The following is a 15,200-nucleotide window of genomic DNA, read 5'->3' as shown; positions in this document are numbered from 1 at the left end:
GCGCTCATTTACCTAATAAATAGCTTATTAACGAATAAATAAAACAAGTATGATTATAGAACCTAGAATGAGAGGATTTATTTGTTTGACTGCCCACCCAACGGGAGCTGAGCAAAATGTAAAAAATCAAATCGAATACGTAAAATCTAAAGGAGAAATCGCTGGTGCTAAAAAAGTTTTAGTGATCGGTGCTTCTACAGGTTTCGGATTGGCTTCAAGAATTACTAGTGCTTTTGGTTCTGGTGCAGCAACAATTGGAGTGTTTTTTGAGAAACCGCCAGTTGAAGGAAAAACCGCTTCTCCAGGATGGTACAATTCTGCAGCATTTGAAAAAGAAGCTCATAAAGCAGGTTTATATGCAAAAAGCATTAATGGAGATGCATTTTCAAACGAAATTAAAAGAGAAACTCTAGATTTGATTAAAGCAGATTTAGGAAAAGTAGATCTTATAATTTATAGTTTAGCTTCTCCAGTACGTACAAATCCAAATACAGGTGTTACGCACCGTTCAGTTTTAAAACCAATTGGACAGACTTTTACAAACAAAACAGTTGATTTTCATACAGGAAAAGTTTCAGACGTTTCAATTGCTCCTGCAAATGAGGAAGATATTGAAAATACGGTTGCTGTTATGGGTGGAGAAGACTGGGCAATGTGGATCGATGCTTTGAAAGCTGAAAATTTATTGGCTGAAGGAGCCGTAACAGTTGCTTACTCTTATATTGGGCCAGCATTAACTGAAGCAGTTTACAGAAAAGGAACTATCGGTCGTGCAAAAGATCATTTAGAAGCTACAGCGTTTACTATTTCAGATTCTTTAGAATCTATTGGAGGAAAAGCGTATGTTTCTGTGAATAAAGCTTTAGTTACACAAGCAAGTTCTGCAATTCCTGTAATTCCATTATATATTTCTCTTTTATACAAAATCATGAAAGAAGAAGGAATTCACGAAGGGTGTATCGAACAAATTCAGCGTTTATTCCAAGATAGATTGTACAATGGTTCTGAGGTTCCTGTTGATGAAAAAGGAAGAATTAGAATTGATGACTGGGAAATGCGTGAAGACGTACAGGAAAAAGTAGCTAAACTTTGGTTAGAAGCTACAACTGAAACATTGCCAGAAATTGGTGATTTAGCAGGCTACAGAAATGATTTTTTAAATTTATTCGGTTTTGAAGTTCCTGGTGTTGATTACAACGCAGACACTAACGAAGTTGTTGAGATTGAAAGTATCAAATAAATACTAGTTTACATAGTAAATCGAAAAACCATCAGCCCAAAGTTGATGGTTTTTTTGTGAATATACCATATCTTTGTTAAAATTTTACGACACTAAAAATATACCCTTTAATAACGCGCATTCTGCTATGATTTTTTCTTTAATTATACCCGTGTATAATCGTCCAGATGAAGTTGATGAGCTTTTAGAAAGTCTCTCAAAATCTGATTATAATGAAGCTTTTGAAATTGTTCTTGTCGAAGATGGATCTTCAATTCCATGCCGAGATGTGGTGATGAATTATCAAGGAAAATTAAATATATCATATTATTTCAAAGAAAATTCAGGTCCAGGAGATTCTAGAAATTTCGGAATGCAGAGAGCCAGAGGTGATTATTATATCATTTTTGATTCAGATTGTATTATTCCATCACAATATTTGACAGAAGTTCGTAAAGAATTAGATGCAAATTATGTGGATTGTTTTGGTGGACCAGATAAAGCGCTTGATAGTTTTTCAGATATTCAAAAAGCAATTAATTTTGCTATGACTTCCTTTTTGACAACAGGGGGAATTAGAGGAGGTTCGGAGAAAATCAATAAGTTTCAGCCACGTAGCTTTAATATGGGAATTTCTAAAAAGGCTTTTGAAGCTTCAAAAGGTTTTGGAAATATACATCCTGGCGAAGATCCTGATTTATCTATACGTTTGTGGAATCTTGGATTTGAAACAAGGCTTTTTAAGGAAGCTTATGTATATCATAAAAGAAGAATTGACTGGGAGAAATTCTCAATTCAGGTTAATAAATTTGGAATAGCAAGGCCAATTTTAAATAGTTGGTATCCAGAGTATAATAAGTTTACTTTTTTCTTTCCAACCTTTTTTATCCTAGGATTATTATTAGCTTTTTTATTGTTAATTTTTAATATTGATATTTTATTACAATTATATTTCGTATATTTCGTTATAATTTTTCTTACAGCTAGTATTCAAAACAAAAGTGTCAAAATCGGATATCTATCTGTAATAGCTGTGTGGAAGCAGTTTTATGGTTACGGAACAGGATTTTTGAAATCATATGTGAAAGTGATTTTGTTAAAGAAAAAACCGCAAGAAGCTTTTCCGCGTATGTTTTTTAAATTATAAAAATGGCGAAAGTTATTGGTCTTACAGGAGGAATTGGCAGCGGAAAGACTACTGTTGCAAACTATTTCGAAGAAATGGGCGTTCCTGTTTATATTGCTGATGATGGTGCTAAAAGGGTCATGCAGTCAAAAAATATTCTTGCAGAAGTAAAATCAGCTTTTAGTGGCAATGTTTTTGATGGTGAAGTTTTAGATCGTGCAAAGTTGGCGCAGGTAGTTTTTAATGATAAAGAGCAATTAGCAAAATTAAATGCAATTGTGCATCCAGCAGTAAAATTAGATTTTGAAGAATGGATGGAAAAATATAAAAATCATGATTATGTAATTTATGAAGCTGCGATTTTGTTTGAAAGTGGCCGATATAAAGATTGCGATGTAATTATAACTGTTACTGCTCCAGAAGAACTGAGAATTGACCGAGTTGTAAAACGAGATAAAACTACCCGAGAACAAGTTGTAAGTAGAATGAAAATGCAGTGGAATGATGAAAAACGAATTTCTAAGAGCAATTTCGTGATTAATAACAATAATCTTAAAAATGCTAGAGAAGAAGTTGTTAAAATTCTTAAAATTTTAAATATAAAACAAAAACAGTCTTAAATGTTAATATTTGGTTAATGTATTATTTAGTATATTGTTAAAATATTAATTTTGTTTCGATGAATAAATTATTTTTTAGAATACTTGTTTTATTGATGAGTCTGTCCTTAATAGGGATAATTCTGGTACAAGTATTTTGGTTCAATTCTTCGTTCAAAAATAATGAAGAGCAGTTTAAATACCACGTTACTCAAGTAATTGGAAATGTTGCAGATAAGCTGGAACAACAAGAAGAGTACAGTTTCTACGACAAATACAACCGTATTAAAGACAGTACGGGTAAAATTCCAAAAAAAGAAGATTTATTGCAAGTGTTTTATGTTCAGAGAAATACTAAAACAAACAAAACAATTGTTTATTCGAATACATTGACTTCTGAAGATTATGATATCAATGGTTCGGTTTTTAACAAAAAATTCAGCAGCGAGCGTTTTAAAAATTTTAGTTCAAAAAGAGTAACTGAAGTTTATAATAATAACAACGGAATTGATAATAATAGCTTAGGCCAAAGTATTATTCCTGATCTTAAAATTGAAAAATCAGGAAGCTTAGATATATTAAACAAGGTTCAGCAGCAGATTCAATATAAAGATATTGCTTCTTTAACTCCAATTGAAGGTAGAATAACTAAAGACAAACTTTTTAAGTTATTAAAGAAAGAGCTCGAAGAATATGGCGTAAAAACCAAATTTGAATTTGGAATATATAGCAGTGGCAATCCAACAAAGATAAAATCTGATGGATTTCATTACGATAAAGAAGCTACATACAATATTCCAATTTACACAGATAATGAAGGAAATAGCAGATATGAACTTTCTGTAACATTTCCTCATAAAAAGAAGTTCTTATTATCCGAATTATTGAGTATTACTATTTTATCGATAGTTTTTACTTTGATTATAATTGTAGCCTATACCAGTGCATTAAATCAGTTGATACGTCAGAAACATATTTCTGAAATTAAAACAGATTTCATTAATAACATGACGCACGAGTTTAAAACTCCTATTGCTACAATAAATTTAGCATTAGATGCTATTCGAAGTCCTAAAGTTATTGAAGATAAAGAAAAGGTTTACCGTTATCTTCAAATGATTAGAGATGAGAATAAAAGAATGCATGCACAAGTTGAAAACGTTCTTCGTATTTCTAAATTAGAAAAAAGAGAACTTGACATAACTAAAGAGCCTACTGTGGTTACTGATATAATTGACGATGCAATTGAGCATGTAAATTTAATATTAGAAGATAGGCAAGGAACAGTTGAAAGACATTATAATGCAGCTAGGACAACAGTTTTGATAAATGAAGTTCATTTTACAAATGTATTGGTAAATATTTTAGAAAATGCAATCAAATATTCTCCAAATGAACCTAAGATTGAGATTTTTACAGAAAATGTGAAGGACATGATTCTGATAAAAGTAAAAGACCATGGTTTGGGAATGAGTAAGATAGCTCAGAAACGAGTTTTTGAAAAGTTTTACAGAGAGCATACCGGTGACCTTCATAATGTAAAAGGACATGGTTTAGGACTAGCTTACGTTAAAAGAATAGTAGAGGATCACAATGGTCAAGTATATGTAGAAAGCGAAAAAGGAAAAGGTAGCACCTTTATAATAAAAATACCATTAATAAATTAAAATATGGAAAATACTAACAAAAGAATACTTTTAGTAGAAGATGACCTAAATTTTGGGGCGGTTCTTAAAGATTATCTAATGTTAAATGACTTTGAAGTTACTTTAGCTAAAAACGGTATGGAAGGTTTCGAGAAATTCAAGAAGGATGTGTACGATTTATGCATTCTTGATGTAATGATGCCTTATAAAGATGGTTACACTTTGGCCAAAGAAATTAGAGAGAAGAACAGTGAAGTGCCAATTATATTCTTGACAGCAAAATCTATGAAAGAAGATGTTTTAAAAGGATATAAAGCAGGTGCTGACGACTATTTAAATAAACCTTTTGACTCAGAAGTTCTTTTAATGAAAATTAAAGCAATCATTCAAAGAAAATCTGCAGATACAAAAGCAGAACAAGTACAGTTTGAATTTAATATTGGTAAATTCCACTTAAATTCAAAATTGAGATTCTTGACTTATCAAGATGAAGAGCCAATCAAATTATCTCCAAAAGAAAATGAATTGCTTAAAATGCTTATTCTTCATGAAAATGATTTAATGCCAAGAGAATTAGCTTTAACAAAAATTTGGAGAGACGATAACTACTTTACTTCAAGAAGTATGGATGTTTACATCGCAAAACTTAGAAAATATCTAAAAGCTGATGAAGATGTTGAAATCTTAAACATTCACGGAGAAGGTTTCAGATTAGTTGTAAAAAGCAAAGTTTCTGAATAATTAATTCACTAAAATATATAAGCTCTGAGAAATCAGAGCTTTTTTTATGCATTTTAATTAAATTCATTTTTGGTGCTAAGATTGAGTTTAATGTTTTGATTGCAAATTGTTTATGTTTTTGTTTTATATCTTCTTTTAGAAAAGGAATTTTATTTTGATGAATTTTCTTAAAATAAATTTGGAAAATCAAAAAACAATTCACAATATTTGCACACGAAAAAAATAATAACCCTTTAAAACGAAGAAATAGTGTTTGTACTTACATCGACATCTCAGAGCTTTACATCAAACGTATTTGGTGAAGCAATTCTTCGTGGCTTATTTCAATCTTAGAAATATACTTTTAGATATATAAAAAAGCCCGAAGACAATAAGTTTCGGGCTTTTTTTATTCTAGACACTTCAAAATTTTCCCGAAAATCGATTTTAAAATTTATCTGTTAGGATAAAATGTTAAGCCTTTTTGGCTGTTAATTTAATGCACGATAATTTTTTTATGGAAAATTATACGGTGGACGAGTATGCATTATGCACTCGTTTTAAAAGAAAAAGAAAAAAGAAAAGATTAGTAAAAGAAGATTTTGAAAAACAATTAATTCAATTAAGAAAGCTTGAAGTAGAACTTTGGAAAAAACGCAGAAACTTACCGTTAGTTCCTTTAGAAATTCCTTATCAAAAAGGCTGGCAACGCAATTTTAAATTAAGAGATGATGTTGCTAGATCAAGTGAAGCTCCATTTTACAGAGAATTATTGGAAAAAATAAATACATGGCAGTTTTCTCCGGAAAAATCTTTTAAGAGAAAGAAAAAGAGAAAAAGAAAACATGTTTATGTTGAAAAAATCCAAACTGTAAAAGAGTTTTCAGAATGGGAATGGAGAAGTTCTAAACTCGAATTGACCGAAAAAGAAAAAGTACATTTTTACAAAAGAGAGCGCTGGTGCAGCAATTGTAAAAGATACAAAATTCATTATGTATTTAATGAGCCTTGGCGATATGTGCTTCGTGTTAGTCCTTATATGATAACACATACTAAGATGGTCGATTCAGATTTGGAAAGCGAAATTCAGCTTATAGACAATTACGTTGTTAATCACAATCTGAGAGATAAAATAAATAGATTATTATACGGGAGTTCTCGTAAATGGAGTTACTACGAAAAAGAAAATCCAAAAGAGATAAGCCCAATTAAAAATAAAAGTCTGCATGTTTTGTATCAGCAATATGCAGATGAAATGATAGAAAATCATGGGAAATAAATTATCTGGAAAAGACCTGATTAAATTGGGGTTTCCAAAGAACAATTCAATAAACATCGCTTTAGGGCAGATAAACAGATATAGAAAAAGAGAAAAAAAAGAATCTATTCTAACAGAAGCAAAAGATGTTTTGCTGAATCCTGAAAAGTACGAAGGAAACGGAACTTGGGGTAAAGTAGCCGAAGGTTTGATAAAACCTGTTCAGGTAAGAATGCACCAGCTTAAAAATACAAGAGCGCCTTTTAAAATTTTTGGAGAAAATGAAATTGACGAACAGGCAAAATTTCAATTGTATGATTCATTAAAACTGCCTGTTTCGGTTGCAGGAGCTTTAATGCCAGATGCGCACTCGGGCTACGGATTGCCAATAGGTGGTGTTTTAGCTACTGATAATGCTGTAATTCCGTACGGAGTTGGGGTTGATATTGGTTGCCGAATGAGCCTTTCTATTTTTGATTTGCCAGCTTCTCATTTTAAAGGAAAAGAGCATCAGCTGGAAGCAATTTTAAAAGACAATACAAAATTTGGAATGTATGAAACGCACAATTCACGTGTGGATCATGAGGTGTTTTACAATAGTGGATTTAAAGATATTCCGTTATTGAAAAATCTTCTTCCAAAAGCCTATAAACAATTAGGGACATCTGGCGGAGGAAATCACTTTGTAGAATTTGGAATTGCTAAAATTGACAATCCTGAGAACGAATGGAAACTCGAAAAAGGCGAATATTTTGCTGTCCTATCACACAGTGGTTCCCGCGGATTGGGTGCAAACATTGCAAAGCATTACACGTATTTGGCAACAAAACAATGTCCATTACCAAAGAATGTCCAACATTTGGCTTGGTTGGATCTGAATACGCATGATGGTCAGGAATATTGGCTGGCGATGAATTTAGCAGGAGAATATGCAAAAGCCTGCCACGATGATATTCACAGACGAATTGCCAAAGCAATTGGAAAAAGAGTATTGGTGACAATTGAAAACCATCACAATTTTGCTTGGAAAGAAATCGTAAATGGTCAGGAATGTATTGTGCATAGAAAAGGTGCAACTCCAGCAGGAGAAGGACAATTGGGAATTATTCCCGGTTCGATGACTGCTCCGGGTTTTATTGTAAAAGGCAAAGGAAATACAGAAAGTCTAAATTCAGCTTCGCATGGAGCAGGACGTTTATTTTCGAGAGCGAAATGCAAAAGCACTTTTACACAAAGCCTGATCAATAAAGAGTTGAAGAAACACGAAGTGACCTTAATTGGCGGAAATATTGACGAAGCTCCGATGGCATACAAAGACATTACAAAAGTAATGGCAAACCAAACAGATTTAGTAGAAGTTTTAGGCACGTTTACGCCGAAGATTGTTAGAATGGATCGTTAAAAAGAGATTTAGAAAAATGGAAAAAATTATTCAGATAACAGCGGGTCGCGGACCTGCAGAATGCACTTGGGTTGTTGCCCAAGTGCTTAAAAAAGTTTTGGAAGAGGCACAAGATCAGAATTTAGATGTGGTTTTACTTCAAAGAGAGAAAGGAGAAGAAAACGGAACAATCGAAACCGCATCGATTTCTGTAAAAGGAAAGAATGTCGATCAATTTGTAAAATCTTGGATTGGAACGATCCAGTGGATTGGCCAGAGTCAGTTTAGGAAAATGAACAAACGCAAAAACTGGTTTATTGGAATTTTTGAAATTGAACCGCAGAAGAATGCTTCAGTTTCGGAAAATGATATTCAATATCAGGCTATGAGAAGTTCCGGAGCGGGAGGTCAGCATGTGAACAAAGTAAGTTCGGCAATTCGGGCAACTCATATTCCGACTGGAATTGCTGTTGTAGCTATGGACAGCCGTTCGCAACACCAAAATAAAAAACTGGCAACAGAAAGATTATTAAAAAAACTAGAAGACGAAAAACTGGTTCAGCTTAAAAATCATGTGGGAAAACAATGGGAAAATCAGCTGAATGTAGAGCGTGGAAATCCTGTGAGAGTTTTTACAGGAAGTGATTTTAAAAAGAACAAAGTAGAGAAAAGCTACAAAGGAACTCGTCAGAAATTAAAAAACGATTTACGCAATGAAAACAACTGATAAATACCTTTTTCAAGCCTTGGATAATTATCCGTTTTGGTTGGAAGGGACAATTGAGTCTTTAGATTATGCTTTTTCTTATGATGATAAAAACACGATGGTTTTGTGTTTGTACGGAAGAATTCAGGCAGAACAATTAATGAATTATGAAGAAGCAAAATCATATTTTCAGCAAGCTTTAGCGATTAATATTCATGCTCTTGAAGTTTATCCTTATTATTTAAAAACGTTGATTTTAAACGAAGATTACGAAGAAGCGCGTAAGCTTATTGATTTTGCTTTAACGGTAAAAGGAATTAATAAATCAGAGATTTATATTAAAAAAGCAATTCTGTTAGAAGTGCAACATGAATTTAAGGATGCTTTAAAAGAAATTAAGCAGGCAAAATTATATTCTATTCAACATGACTATGATTCAGGAATTAGCGAGGTTGAGAAAAGAATTAAAGATAAGATTGATTTACTGAAAAAGAAGAAAGAGAAAAAATCTAAGAAAGGTTCTAAAAAGAAATCGAAATGATTAAAACAAAAAATCGATGCAAATTTTGCATGGGTTTTTTGTTTATTAATAGTATATCTACAAAGTTTGTCATTTCGACGAAGGAGAAATCTTCGTAAGTAACTCCATGATCAAAATCGCCAATATTTGTAGAGCTTCTCGCGAAGATTTCTCCTTCGTCGAAATGACAAGATTGTGGTAAATCTTTGTAGTAAAGAGAAATCGTAGTTTATTTCCAATGCAACTCCAAAGCAAAACACGTTTTTTCGCCTTTTGTAATGCTGAAAGTTGCGGTTGTATGATCGTCATCTTCACTTTCGTGAATTACAACATTATCTTGTAGTGAAAGCTCTTTCATGAAATTCATTTCGAAGCTTTTAACTTCTTGTTTCATGATTCGTTTTGGATCAACATGATCCAGGCACCATTCTAAATATTTTACATTATTTACGTGATTCACAATGTCTAAATCTGATAAATAGACAGTTTTTTCGAAAACGGCTTCTTTTTCGTGATTGATATTGATTTTTGAAAATCCTTCTTCTGTTGCCCTTTTTTCAGGAAACAATTCGAAATGTTCAAAAGGCAATGCTAAAGCTTCTGGACGACGTGCTTTGGTATTGAAAACGGCCCAATAGGTTTCGCAACCGACTATTTTTTTTCCGTTTACATACATTTCTAAGGCACGGACAGAACGTGAATTTTCTAAACTATTAATCCATGTTTTTACAGTTACAACATCCTGCCATTTTGGTAATGCTGTAATTTCGACACGCATTCGGCTTAAAACCCATGCCTGATCAAATTCCTGCATATCATAAAAGCTTATTCCGCCAACTTCTGAATGTGCCGCTGCGGTTAGTTGTAAAATATTACACAAATCGGTATACTTTAAGAAACCTGTTGGTGTGCATTGTGTGAAATTGATTTCCCAGTCTTTGCTTAAAACTGATGTGAAGTTGGGAGATATTGGCATTTTTTTATTTTTTTAGAGAATAGAGTAAAGATTATAGAAAAAAGACTTGATTTTACTTTATAAGATTTTCTATGTAATTTATGATTTCTTTTCTATCTGTTGCGTAATCAAACCATTTGGTATTTTCGTTTCGTTTGAACCACGTTAATTGTCTTTTGGAGAATCTTCGTGTGTTTTTTTTGATTTCTTCTATGGCAAATGGCAACGTGAATTCTCCGTCAAAATAACTAAATAATTCTCTATAACCGACGGTTTGGAGCGCATTTAACGCTTTGTTAGGATAAAGTGCTTCGGCTTCTTTTAGTAATCCTTCGTTCATCATAATATCAACACGTTGGTTGATTCTGCTGTAAATGATTTCTCTGTCGGCATCTAAACCAATTAAAATGGGAGTGAAGTCTCGGTTGTTTTTCTTTTGGTTTAAGAAAGAAGAATATGGTTTTTGAGAACCAATGCAAACTTCTACAAAACGCATCATTCGTTGCGGGTTTTGTAAAGTCTGCGGATTTTCTTCAGTTATTTTTTGATAATAATCTGGATCTAGGTTTTTTAATTGTTCCTGAAGATACTCGATTCCAAGTTTTTCATAATTAGAATTTACTTCGGAACGAATGCTTGGATCGATTTCTGGAAATTCGTCGAATCCTTTTAAAATAGCATCGACATATAATCCTGAGCCTCCAATAAGAATTACGAAATCATTGCTTTGAAATAATTCTTCAATTTTGACTAAAGCTTCTTTTTCGTAATTGCCAACAGTGTAATTTTCAAAAATAGATTTGTTTTGAATGAAATGATGTTTGGCTGAATTGAGTTCTTCTTGGTTTGGAACTGCGGTTCCTATGGTCATTTCTTTGAAAAACTGACGGCTGTCGCACGAAATGATTTCGCATTTAAAGTGTTGTGCCAAAGCAATACTCAAGGCTGTTTTGCCTATAGCTGTTGGTCCGACAATGGTAATTAGGTATTTCATAGTTTTTAGCCCAGATGGAAATGGAAACCCCGGACTTATATTTGTTGAATTTTTTTGGTATAAAAGAGCGACCAACGGAAGCTCCTTTTATGCCTTAAAAAATTACAAATATAAGGAGGAGTTGGAATGTACAGCTGGATTAGCTTCTAAAATTAATTATTTGGCAATTCGGTTCCGCATTCGTAACAATATTTAGCGTTATCGAAGTGAACTTGAGATTGGCATTTTCGGCATGTTTTTTTTCCGCTTACAGTATTGTTTCTCATACTGCTTTTGGCAAATTCGGCAGTTACAATTCCGGTTGGAACTGCGATGATTCCGTAACCTAAAATCATTACGCAAGCGGCAATGAATTGTCCAAGTGGGGTATGTGGAGAAATGTCACCGTAACCTACTGTTGTAAGCGTAACGATTGTCCAATAAATGCCCATTGGAATACTGGTAAATCCTGATTCTTTTCCTTCGACCAAGTACATTATAGTGCCAATGATTACAGTACTGATTAATACAAAATAGATGAAAACCAGAATTTTTTCTTTGCTGGCTTCTATAGCTTCTTTTAGTTGTAGCGATTGATGGTTGATTTGCGGAATATGTAATATTTTGAACAATCGAAGAAAACGCAATGCTCTTACAATTGATAAAATACTCGCACCTGGGAAAAAGATGGACAAATACATTGGTAAAACGGCAAGTAAATCTATGATTCCGTAAAAACTGAAAATGTATTTGACGGGTTTTTGAATGGAGATAATTCTCAATACGTATTCTATGGTGAAAAATATAGTAATTATCCATTCGCAAATTAATAATTGTTCGTGATATTTAGAACTGACGCCTTGAACGGTATCAAGCATTATCAATAGAACGCTCAGTAAAATTAAACCCAGCAATACTAAATCGAACATTCGTCCTAAAAAGGTGTTGGTACCATATAGAACGATTTTGACTTTTTCTCTAAAGATTTCGTATTGTGATTTTTTATTTTTCATATCCTTAAAGATAATGAAAGTTTTGATTTGTTAAAAATGAAGTATTTTTAGTGATTTGCTTTTACGAATGTAGCTTTGAATGATGTTTTTTACATCACGATTGTGCTGCATTGGGATTAGAATATTCTTTAAGATATCTATATTTGTAATCTGATAATTTAAATCGTAATAAGCGTAGCCTTTATAGGTTCCGTTTTCGATTAAGATGGCACTTCTTTCGTTTACATTTCGACCTCTGTCGATTAAAATCATGCTTTTGTTTTCAAAGCTGTTTTCGGAGATGAATTGTTGTACTCTCAAATTATAAACTTCGGGAGTTACTTCGCCAATACAAGCGCCGTCACATTCTTTAATCTTATATTGAAAACATTCTTTTTTGGTTTGATATAAACCTGTTAATTTTTGGCATAAATGGTATTTTGCAGTTATTTTAAAAAGTGCATTTTTGCCTTCTTGCAATGATGCGTAAGAAGTAATTTCCTTTTTACGTCCGTCTGCTTTTTCTAGTTTTAGATTAATATAACCGTTGGCATCTTTTTCTGCATATAAAGCAAAAGGGAAAACTGATTTTTTCTGCGAACGATTGTATCTCGGGCGATTCACTTTTACTTCCTGACTTTCTTTTAAAAGTGCAATTAATTCGCTTCCGGTTTCGTCATAAGTAATCGTAAAGACTTCTGCTTGAATTCTTTTGCTTTTTGTAGTAATTCCTGTAAAGTGCTGATTGACTCTTTTTTTGATATTTTGACTTTTGCCAATGTAAATTAGAGTGCCACCTTCGTTATAGATATAGTAAACTCCAGTTTTAGTTGGCATTTGACTTAAGATATCTAGGAATTTTGGAGCAATTCCTTTCTCGACTTCTAGTTTTATGAAATCTTTTACTATTGTTTTTTCAGTATCTTTTTCTAGAAGCATTTTAAAAAGCTTCGTTGTCGCCATTGCATCTCCACTCGCGCGATGTCTGTCGGCCATTGGAATTCCAAGTGCGCGAACCAGTTTTCCTAAACTGTAGGAAGGCTGTTCTGGAATTAGTTTTTTTGCTAACTCAACTGTGCAAAGTGTTTTCGCTTCGAAATCGTAACCTAAACGACGAAATTCGGTTCTTAGGATTCTATAATCAAAAGAGGCGTTGTGAGCTACAATAACACAATCTTGAGTAATTTCGATAATGCGCTTTGCAACTTCATAAAATTTAGGAGCTGATTGTAACATAGCATTATTAATTCCAGTCAGTTTTACTACGAAAGGCTGGATTGGAATTTCAGGATTGACAAGGCTAATGAATTGATCAACTACTTCATGCCCATCAAATTTATAGATAGCGATTTCGGTAATTCCCTCTTCATTAAATTGCCCTCCGGTTGTTTCTATGTCTAATATCGCGTACAAATTCAGTATTCAGTGTTCAGATTCGATTGAAATCGAAATTAGTGTTTAGTTTTTCTGTAAAGACACAGGTGTGTTTTTACGATTGTGGTTTGGAAAATTATCTTCCTCCAAAAATGCTACTTCCAATACGAACCATTGTACTTCCGCATTCTATTGCCAATTGATAATCTCCAGACATTCCCATTGAAATAATTGTAAAATCCTTAATATCTTGTGATTTTTGGATGGAATCAAAAATTGATTTTAAATGGGTAAATTCTTTTTTAATTTGGTTTTGGTCTTCTGTGAAGGTTGCCATTCCCATTAAACCTAAGATACGAATATTTTTCAATTCTTTAAACTCTGCAGAAGTTAAAAGTTCGGTTAGTTCGTTTTCATCTAAACCAAATTTAGATTCTTCTTCAGCAATATAAATTTGAAGAAGACAATCTATGGTTCTATTATTTTTTAAAGCTTGTTTATTTATTTCTTGTAATAATTTCAAACTGTCAACGCCGTGAATTAAATTCACATAAGGAGCCATAAATTTGACTTTATTGGACTGAACGTGACCAATCATGTGCCATTGAATATCTTTTGGCATTTGTTCCCATTTTTCAGTCATTTCCTGAATTTTGTTTTCTCCAAAAATGCGTTGTCCAGCTTCGTAAGCCTGCATCAAATCAGATACGGGTTTAGTTTTTGAAACGGCAACAAGAGTTACGTGTTCAGGTAAAGTTGCTTTGATTGTATTTAAATTCGATTGAATCGACATGGCATTTATTTTTTATAAAAACTGCTTCGAAATTTTCTCTGCTTTTTTGCTTTCGCTGTAATCATAGAATCCCTCACCAGATTTTACTCCCAGTTTTCCAGCTCTCACCATATTTACTAAAAGTGGGCAAGGAGCATATTTAGGATTTTTGAATCCGTCGTACATTACGTTTAGAATTGCAAGGCAAACGTCAAGTCCGATAAAATCTGCTAATTGCAATGGTCCCATTGGGTGTCCCATTCCTAATTTCATTACCGTGTCAATTTCGTAAACTCCAGCAACACCATTGTATAACGTTTCGATTGCTTCGTTTAGCATTGGCATTAAGATTCTGTTTGCTACAAAGCCTGGATAATCATTTACTTCTACAGGAACTTTACCTAATTTTTCAGATAAATTCATGATGATTTTAGTTACTTCATCACTTGTGTTGTATCCGCGAATAATTTCAACTAATTTCATAATCGGCACCGGATTCATAAAGTGCATTCCGATCACACGCTCAGGATGTGCTACAACAGCTCCAATTTGTGTAATTGAGATTGAAGAAGTGTTGGTTGCTAAAATAGTATTGTGAGAACAGTATTCGTTTAATTGTTTGAAGATGTTCAGTTTTAAATCAACGTTTTCAGTTGCAGCTTCAACTACTAAATCTACACCAACAACTCCGTCTTTTAAATCCGTGTAAGTTATAATATTGGTAATGGTTTTGGCAACTTCCTCTTGAGTTATTGTGCCTTTAGATAACATTCGATCTAAATTGGCAGCAATAGTCGCCATTCCTTTGTCTAATGATTTTTCAGAGACATCGATTAATTTTACGGTAAATCCGCTTTGTGCAAAAGTATGCGCGATACCATTACCCATTGTTCCTGCTCCAATTACAGCTATTGTTTTCATTTTTTGCTAGATATTTTATTTATGATTTAGCCACGAAT

15 protein-coding genes are annotated in these 15,200 nt (G+C 33.0%); 9 read left to right on the top strand and 6 right to left on the bottom strand.

Translation table 11 applies throughout. The features are described from left to right. Positions 1-49 precede the first annotated feature (49 nt). The 9 genes from fabV (at position 50) to ABXT06_RS15550 (ending at position 9,196) form a co-directional block, all read left to right on the top strand. Positions 50-1,240 (top strand): enoyl-ACP reductase FabV, encoded by a 1,191-nt coding sequence (gene fabV, locus ABXT06_RS15590; RefSeq protein WP_354591575.1) that lies wholly within the window; start codon positions 50-52, stop codon positions 1,238-1,240. Between the two features lie 127 nt (positions 1,241-1,367). Beyond that, complete coding sequence (locus tag ABXT06_RS15585) at positions 1,368-2,366, top strand: glycosyltransferase family 2 protein (RefSeq protein WP_354591574.1); 999 nt, start codon at positions 1,368-1,370, stop codon at positions 2,364-2,366. A 2-nt stretch (positions 2,367-2,368) separates the two neighbouring features. Further along, positions 2,369-2,965: a dephospho-CoA kinase gene (coaE, locus tag ABXT06_RS15580; RefSeq protein ID WP_354591573.1), complete on the top strand. Its 597-nt coding sequence runs from the start codon at positions 2,369-2,371 to the stop codon at positions 2,963-2,965. Between the two features lie 59 nt (positions 2,966-3,024). Next, the gene (locus ABXT06_RS15575) at positions 3,025-4,611 is read left to right on the top strand and encodes a sensor histidine kinase (RefSeq protein WP_354591572.1); all 1,587 of its coding nucleotides are present in this window, start codon (positions 3,025-3,027) and stop codon (positions 4,609-4,611) included. 3 nt (positions 4,612-4,614) lie between these two features. After that, positions 4,615-5,331: a response regulator transcription factor gene (locus ABXT06_RS15570; RefSeq protein WP_091496987.1), complete on the top strand. Its 717-nt coding sequence runs from the start codon at positions 4,615-4,617 to the stop codon at positions 5,329-5,331. Between the two features lie 496 nt (positions 5,332-5,827). Then, positions 5,828-6,589: a hypothetical protein gene (locus tag ABXT06_RS15565; protein ID WP_354591571.1), complete on the top strand. Its 762-nt coding sequence runs from the start codon at positions 5,828-5,830 to the stop codon at positions 6,587-6,589. Further along, positions 6,579-7,970, top strand: a complete 1,392-nt coding sequence (locus ABXT06_RS15560; protein ID WP_354591570.1) for an RtcB family protein — start codon at positions 6,579-6,581, stop codon at positions 7,968-7,970. Before ABXT06_RS15565 ends, ABXT06_RS15560 begins: the two co-directional genes overlap by 11 nt. Positions 7,971-7,986: 16 nt before the next feature. Next, complete coding sequence (gene prfH / locus ABXT06_RS15555) at positions 7,987-8,676, top strand: peptide chain release factor H (RefSeq protein ID WP_354591569.1); 690 nt, start codon at positions 7,987-7,989, stop codon at positions 8,674-8,676. Continuing rightward, on the top strand, positions 8,663-9,196 hold the full coding sequence (locus tag ABXT06_RS15550; protein WP_354591568.1) for a hypothetical protein: 534 nt from the start codon (positions 8,663-8,665) through the stop codon (positions 9,194-9,196). Before prfH ends, ABXT06_RS15550 begins: the two co-directional genes overlap by 14 nt. A gap of 208 nt (positions 9,197-9,404) precedes the next feature. Here ABXT06_RS15550 and ABXT06_RS15545 read toward each other — a convergent pair whose 3' ends face one another. From ABXT06_RS15545 to ABXT06_RS15520, 6 genes are all read right to left on the bottom strand, one after another. Then, a complete protein-coding gene (locus ABXT06_RS15545; RefSeq protein ID WP_354591567.1) occupies positions 9,405-10,151 on the bottom strand; it encodes an acyl-[acyl-carrier-protein] thioesterase in 747 nt (248 codons plus the stop codon). Positions 10,152-10,203: 52 nt separating this feature from the next. Beyond that, positions 10,204-11,124: a tRNA (adenosine(37)-N6)-dimethylallyltransferase MiaA gene (gene miaA, locus ABXT06_RS15540; RefSeq protein ID WP_354591566.1), complete on the bottom strand. Its 921-nt coding sequence runs from the start codon at positions 11,122-11,124 to the stop codon at positions 10,204-10,206. A gap of 152 nt (positions 11,125-11,276) precedes the next feature. After that, complete coding sequence (locus ABXT06_RS15535; protein ID WP_354591565.1) at positions 11,277-12,116, bottom strand: ion transporter; 840 nt, start codon at positions 12,114-12,116, stop codon at positions 11,277-11,279. A gap of 30 nt (positions 12,117-12,146) precedes the next feature. Further along, positions 12,147-13,508, bottom strand: a complete 1,362-nt coding sequence (locus ABXT06_RS15530) for an exonuclease domain-containing protein (RefSeq protein WP_354591564.1) — start codon at positions 13,506-13,508, stop codon at positions 12,147-12,149. 97 nt (positions 13,509-13,605) lie between these two features. After that, positions 13,606-14,262, bottom strand: a complete 657-nt coding sequence (locus ABXT06_RS15525; protein ID WP_354591563.1) for a YggS family pyridoxal phosphate-dependent enzyme — start codon at positions 14,260-14,262, stop codon at positions 13,606-13,608. 12 nt (positions 14,263-14,274) lie between these two features. Then, positions 14,275-15,162 carry a 3-hydroxyacyl-CoA dehydrogenase family protein gene (locus ABXT06_RS15520; RefSeq protein WP_354591562.1) on the bottom strand — a complete coding sequence of 296 codons (888 nt, stop codon included), beginning with the start codon at positions 15,160-15,162 and terminating at the stop codon, positions 14,275-14,277. Positions 15,163-15,200: the final 38 nt, after the last annotated feature.

The organism is Flavobacterium sp. UW10123 (assembly GCF_040538975.1).
In the GTDB taxonomy this organism is placed as follows: domain Bacteria; phylum Bacteroidota; class Bacteroidia; order Flavobacteriales; family Flavobacteriaceae; genus Flavobacterium.
This window is presented reverse-complemented; position numbering and strand designations above follow the sequence as displayed.

Excerpts from the sequence above, each read along its gene's own strand:
- fabV (WP_354591575.1), top strand. The coding sequence starts at position 50 with ATGATTATAGAACCTAGAATGAGAGGATTTATTTGTTTGACTGCCCAC.
- ABXT06_RS15585 (WP_354591574.1), top strand. The coding sequence starts at position 1,368 with ATGATTTTTTCTTTAATTATACCCGTGTATAATCGTCCAGATGAAGTT.
- coaE (WP_354591573.1), top strand. The coding sequence starts at position 2,369 with ATGGCGAAAGTTATTGGTCTTACAGGAGGAATTGGCAGCGGAAAGACT.
- ABXT06_RS15575 (WP_354591572.1), top strand. The coding sequence starts at position 3,025 with ATGAATAAATTATTTTTTAGAATACTTGTTTTATTGATGAGTCTGTCC.
- ABXT06_RS15570 (WP_091496987.1), top strand. The coding sequence starts at position 4,615 with ATGGAAAATACTAACAAAAGAATACTTTTAGTAGAAGATGACCTAAAT.
- ABXT06_RS15565 (WP_354591571.1), top strand. The coding sequence starts at position 5,828 with ATGGAAAATTATACGGTGGACGAGTATGCATTATGCACTCGTTTTAAA.
- ABXT06_RS15560 (WP_354591570.1), top strand. The coding sequence starts at position 6,579 with ATGGGAAATAAATTATCTGGAAAAGACCTGATTAAATTGGGGTTTCCA.
- prfH (WP_354591569.1), top strand. The coding sequence starts at position 7,987 with ATGGAAAAAATTATTCAGATAACAGCGGGTCGCGGACCTGCAGAATGC.
- ABXT06_RS15550 (WP_354591568.1), top strand. The coding sequence starts at position 8,663 with ATGAAAACAACTGATAAATACCTTTTTCAAGCCTTGGATAATTATCCG.
- ABXT06_RS15545 (WP_354591567.1), bottom strand. The coding sequence starts at position 10,151 with ATGCCAATATCTCCCAACTTCACATCAGTTTTAAGCAAAGACTGGGAA.
- miaA (WP_354591566.1), bottom strand. The coding sequence starts at position 11,124 with ATGAAATACCTAATTACCATTGTCGGACCAACAGCTATAGGCAAAACA.
- ABXT06_RS15535 (WP_354591565.1), bottom strand. The coding sequence starts at position 12,116 with ATGAAAAATAAAAAATCACAATACGAAATCTTTAGAGAAAAAGTCAAA.
- ABXT06_RS15525 (WP_354591563.1), bottom strand. The coding sequence starts at position 14,262 with ATGTCGATTCAATCGAATTTAAATACAATCAAAGCAACTTTACCTGAA.
- ABXT06_RS15520 (WP_354591562.1), bottom strand. The coding sequence starts at position 15,162 with ATGAAAACAATAGCTGTAATTGGAGCAGGAACAATGGGTAATGGTATC.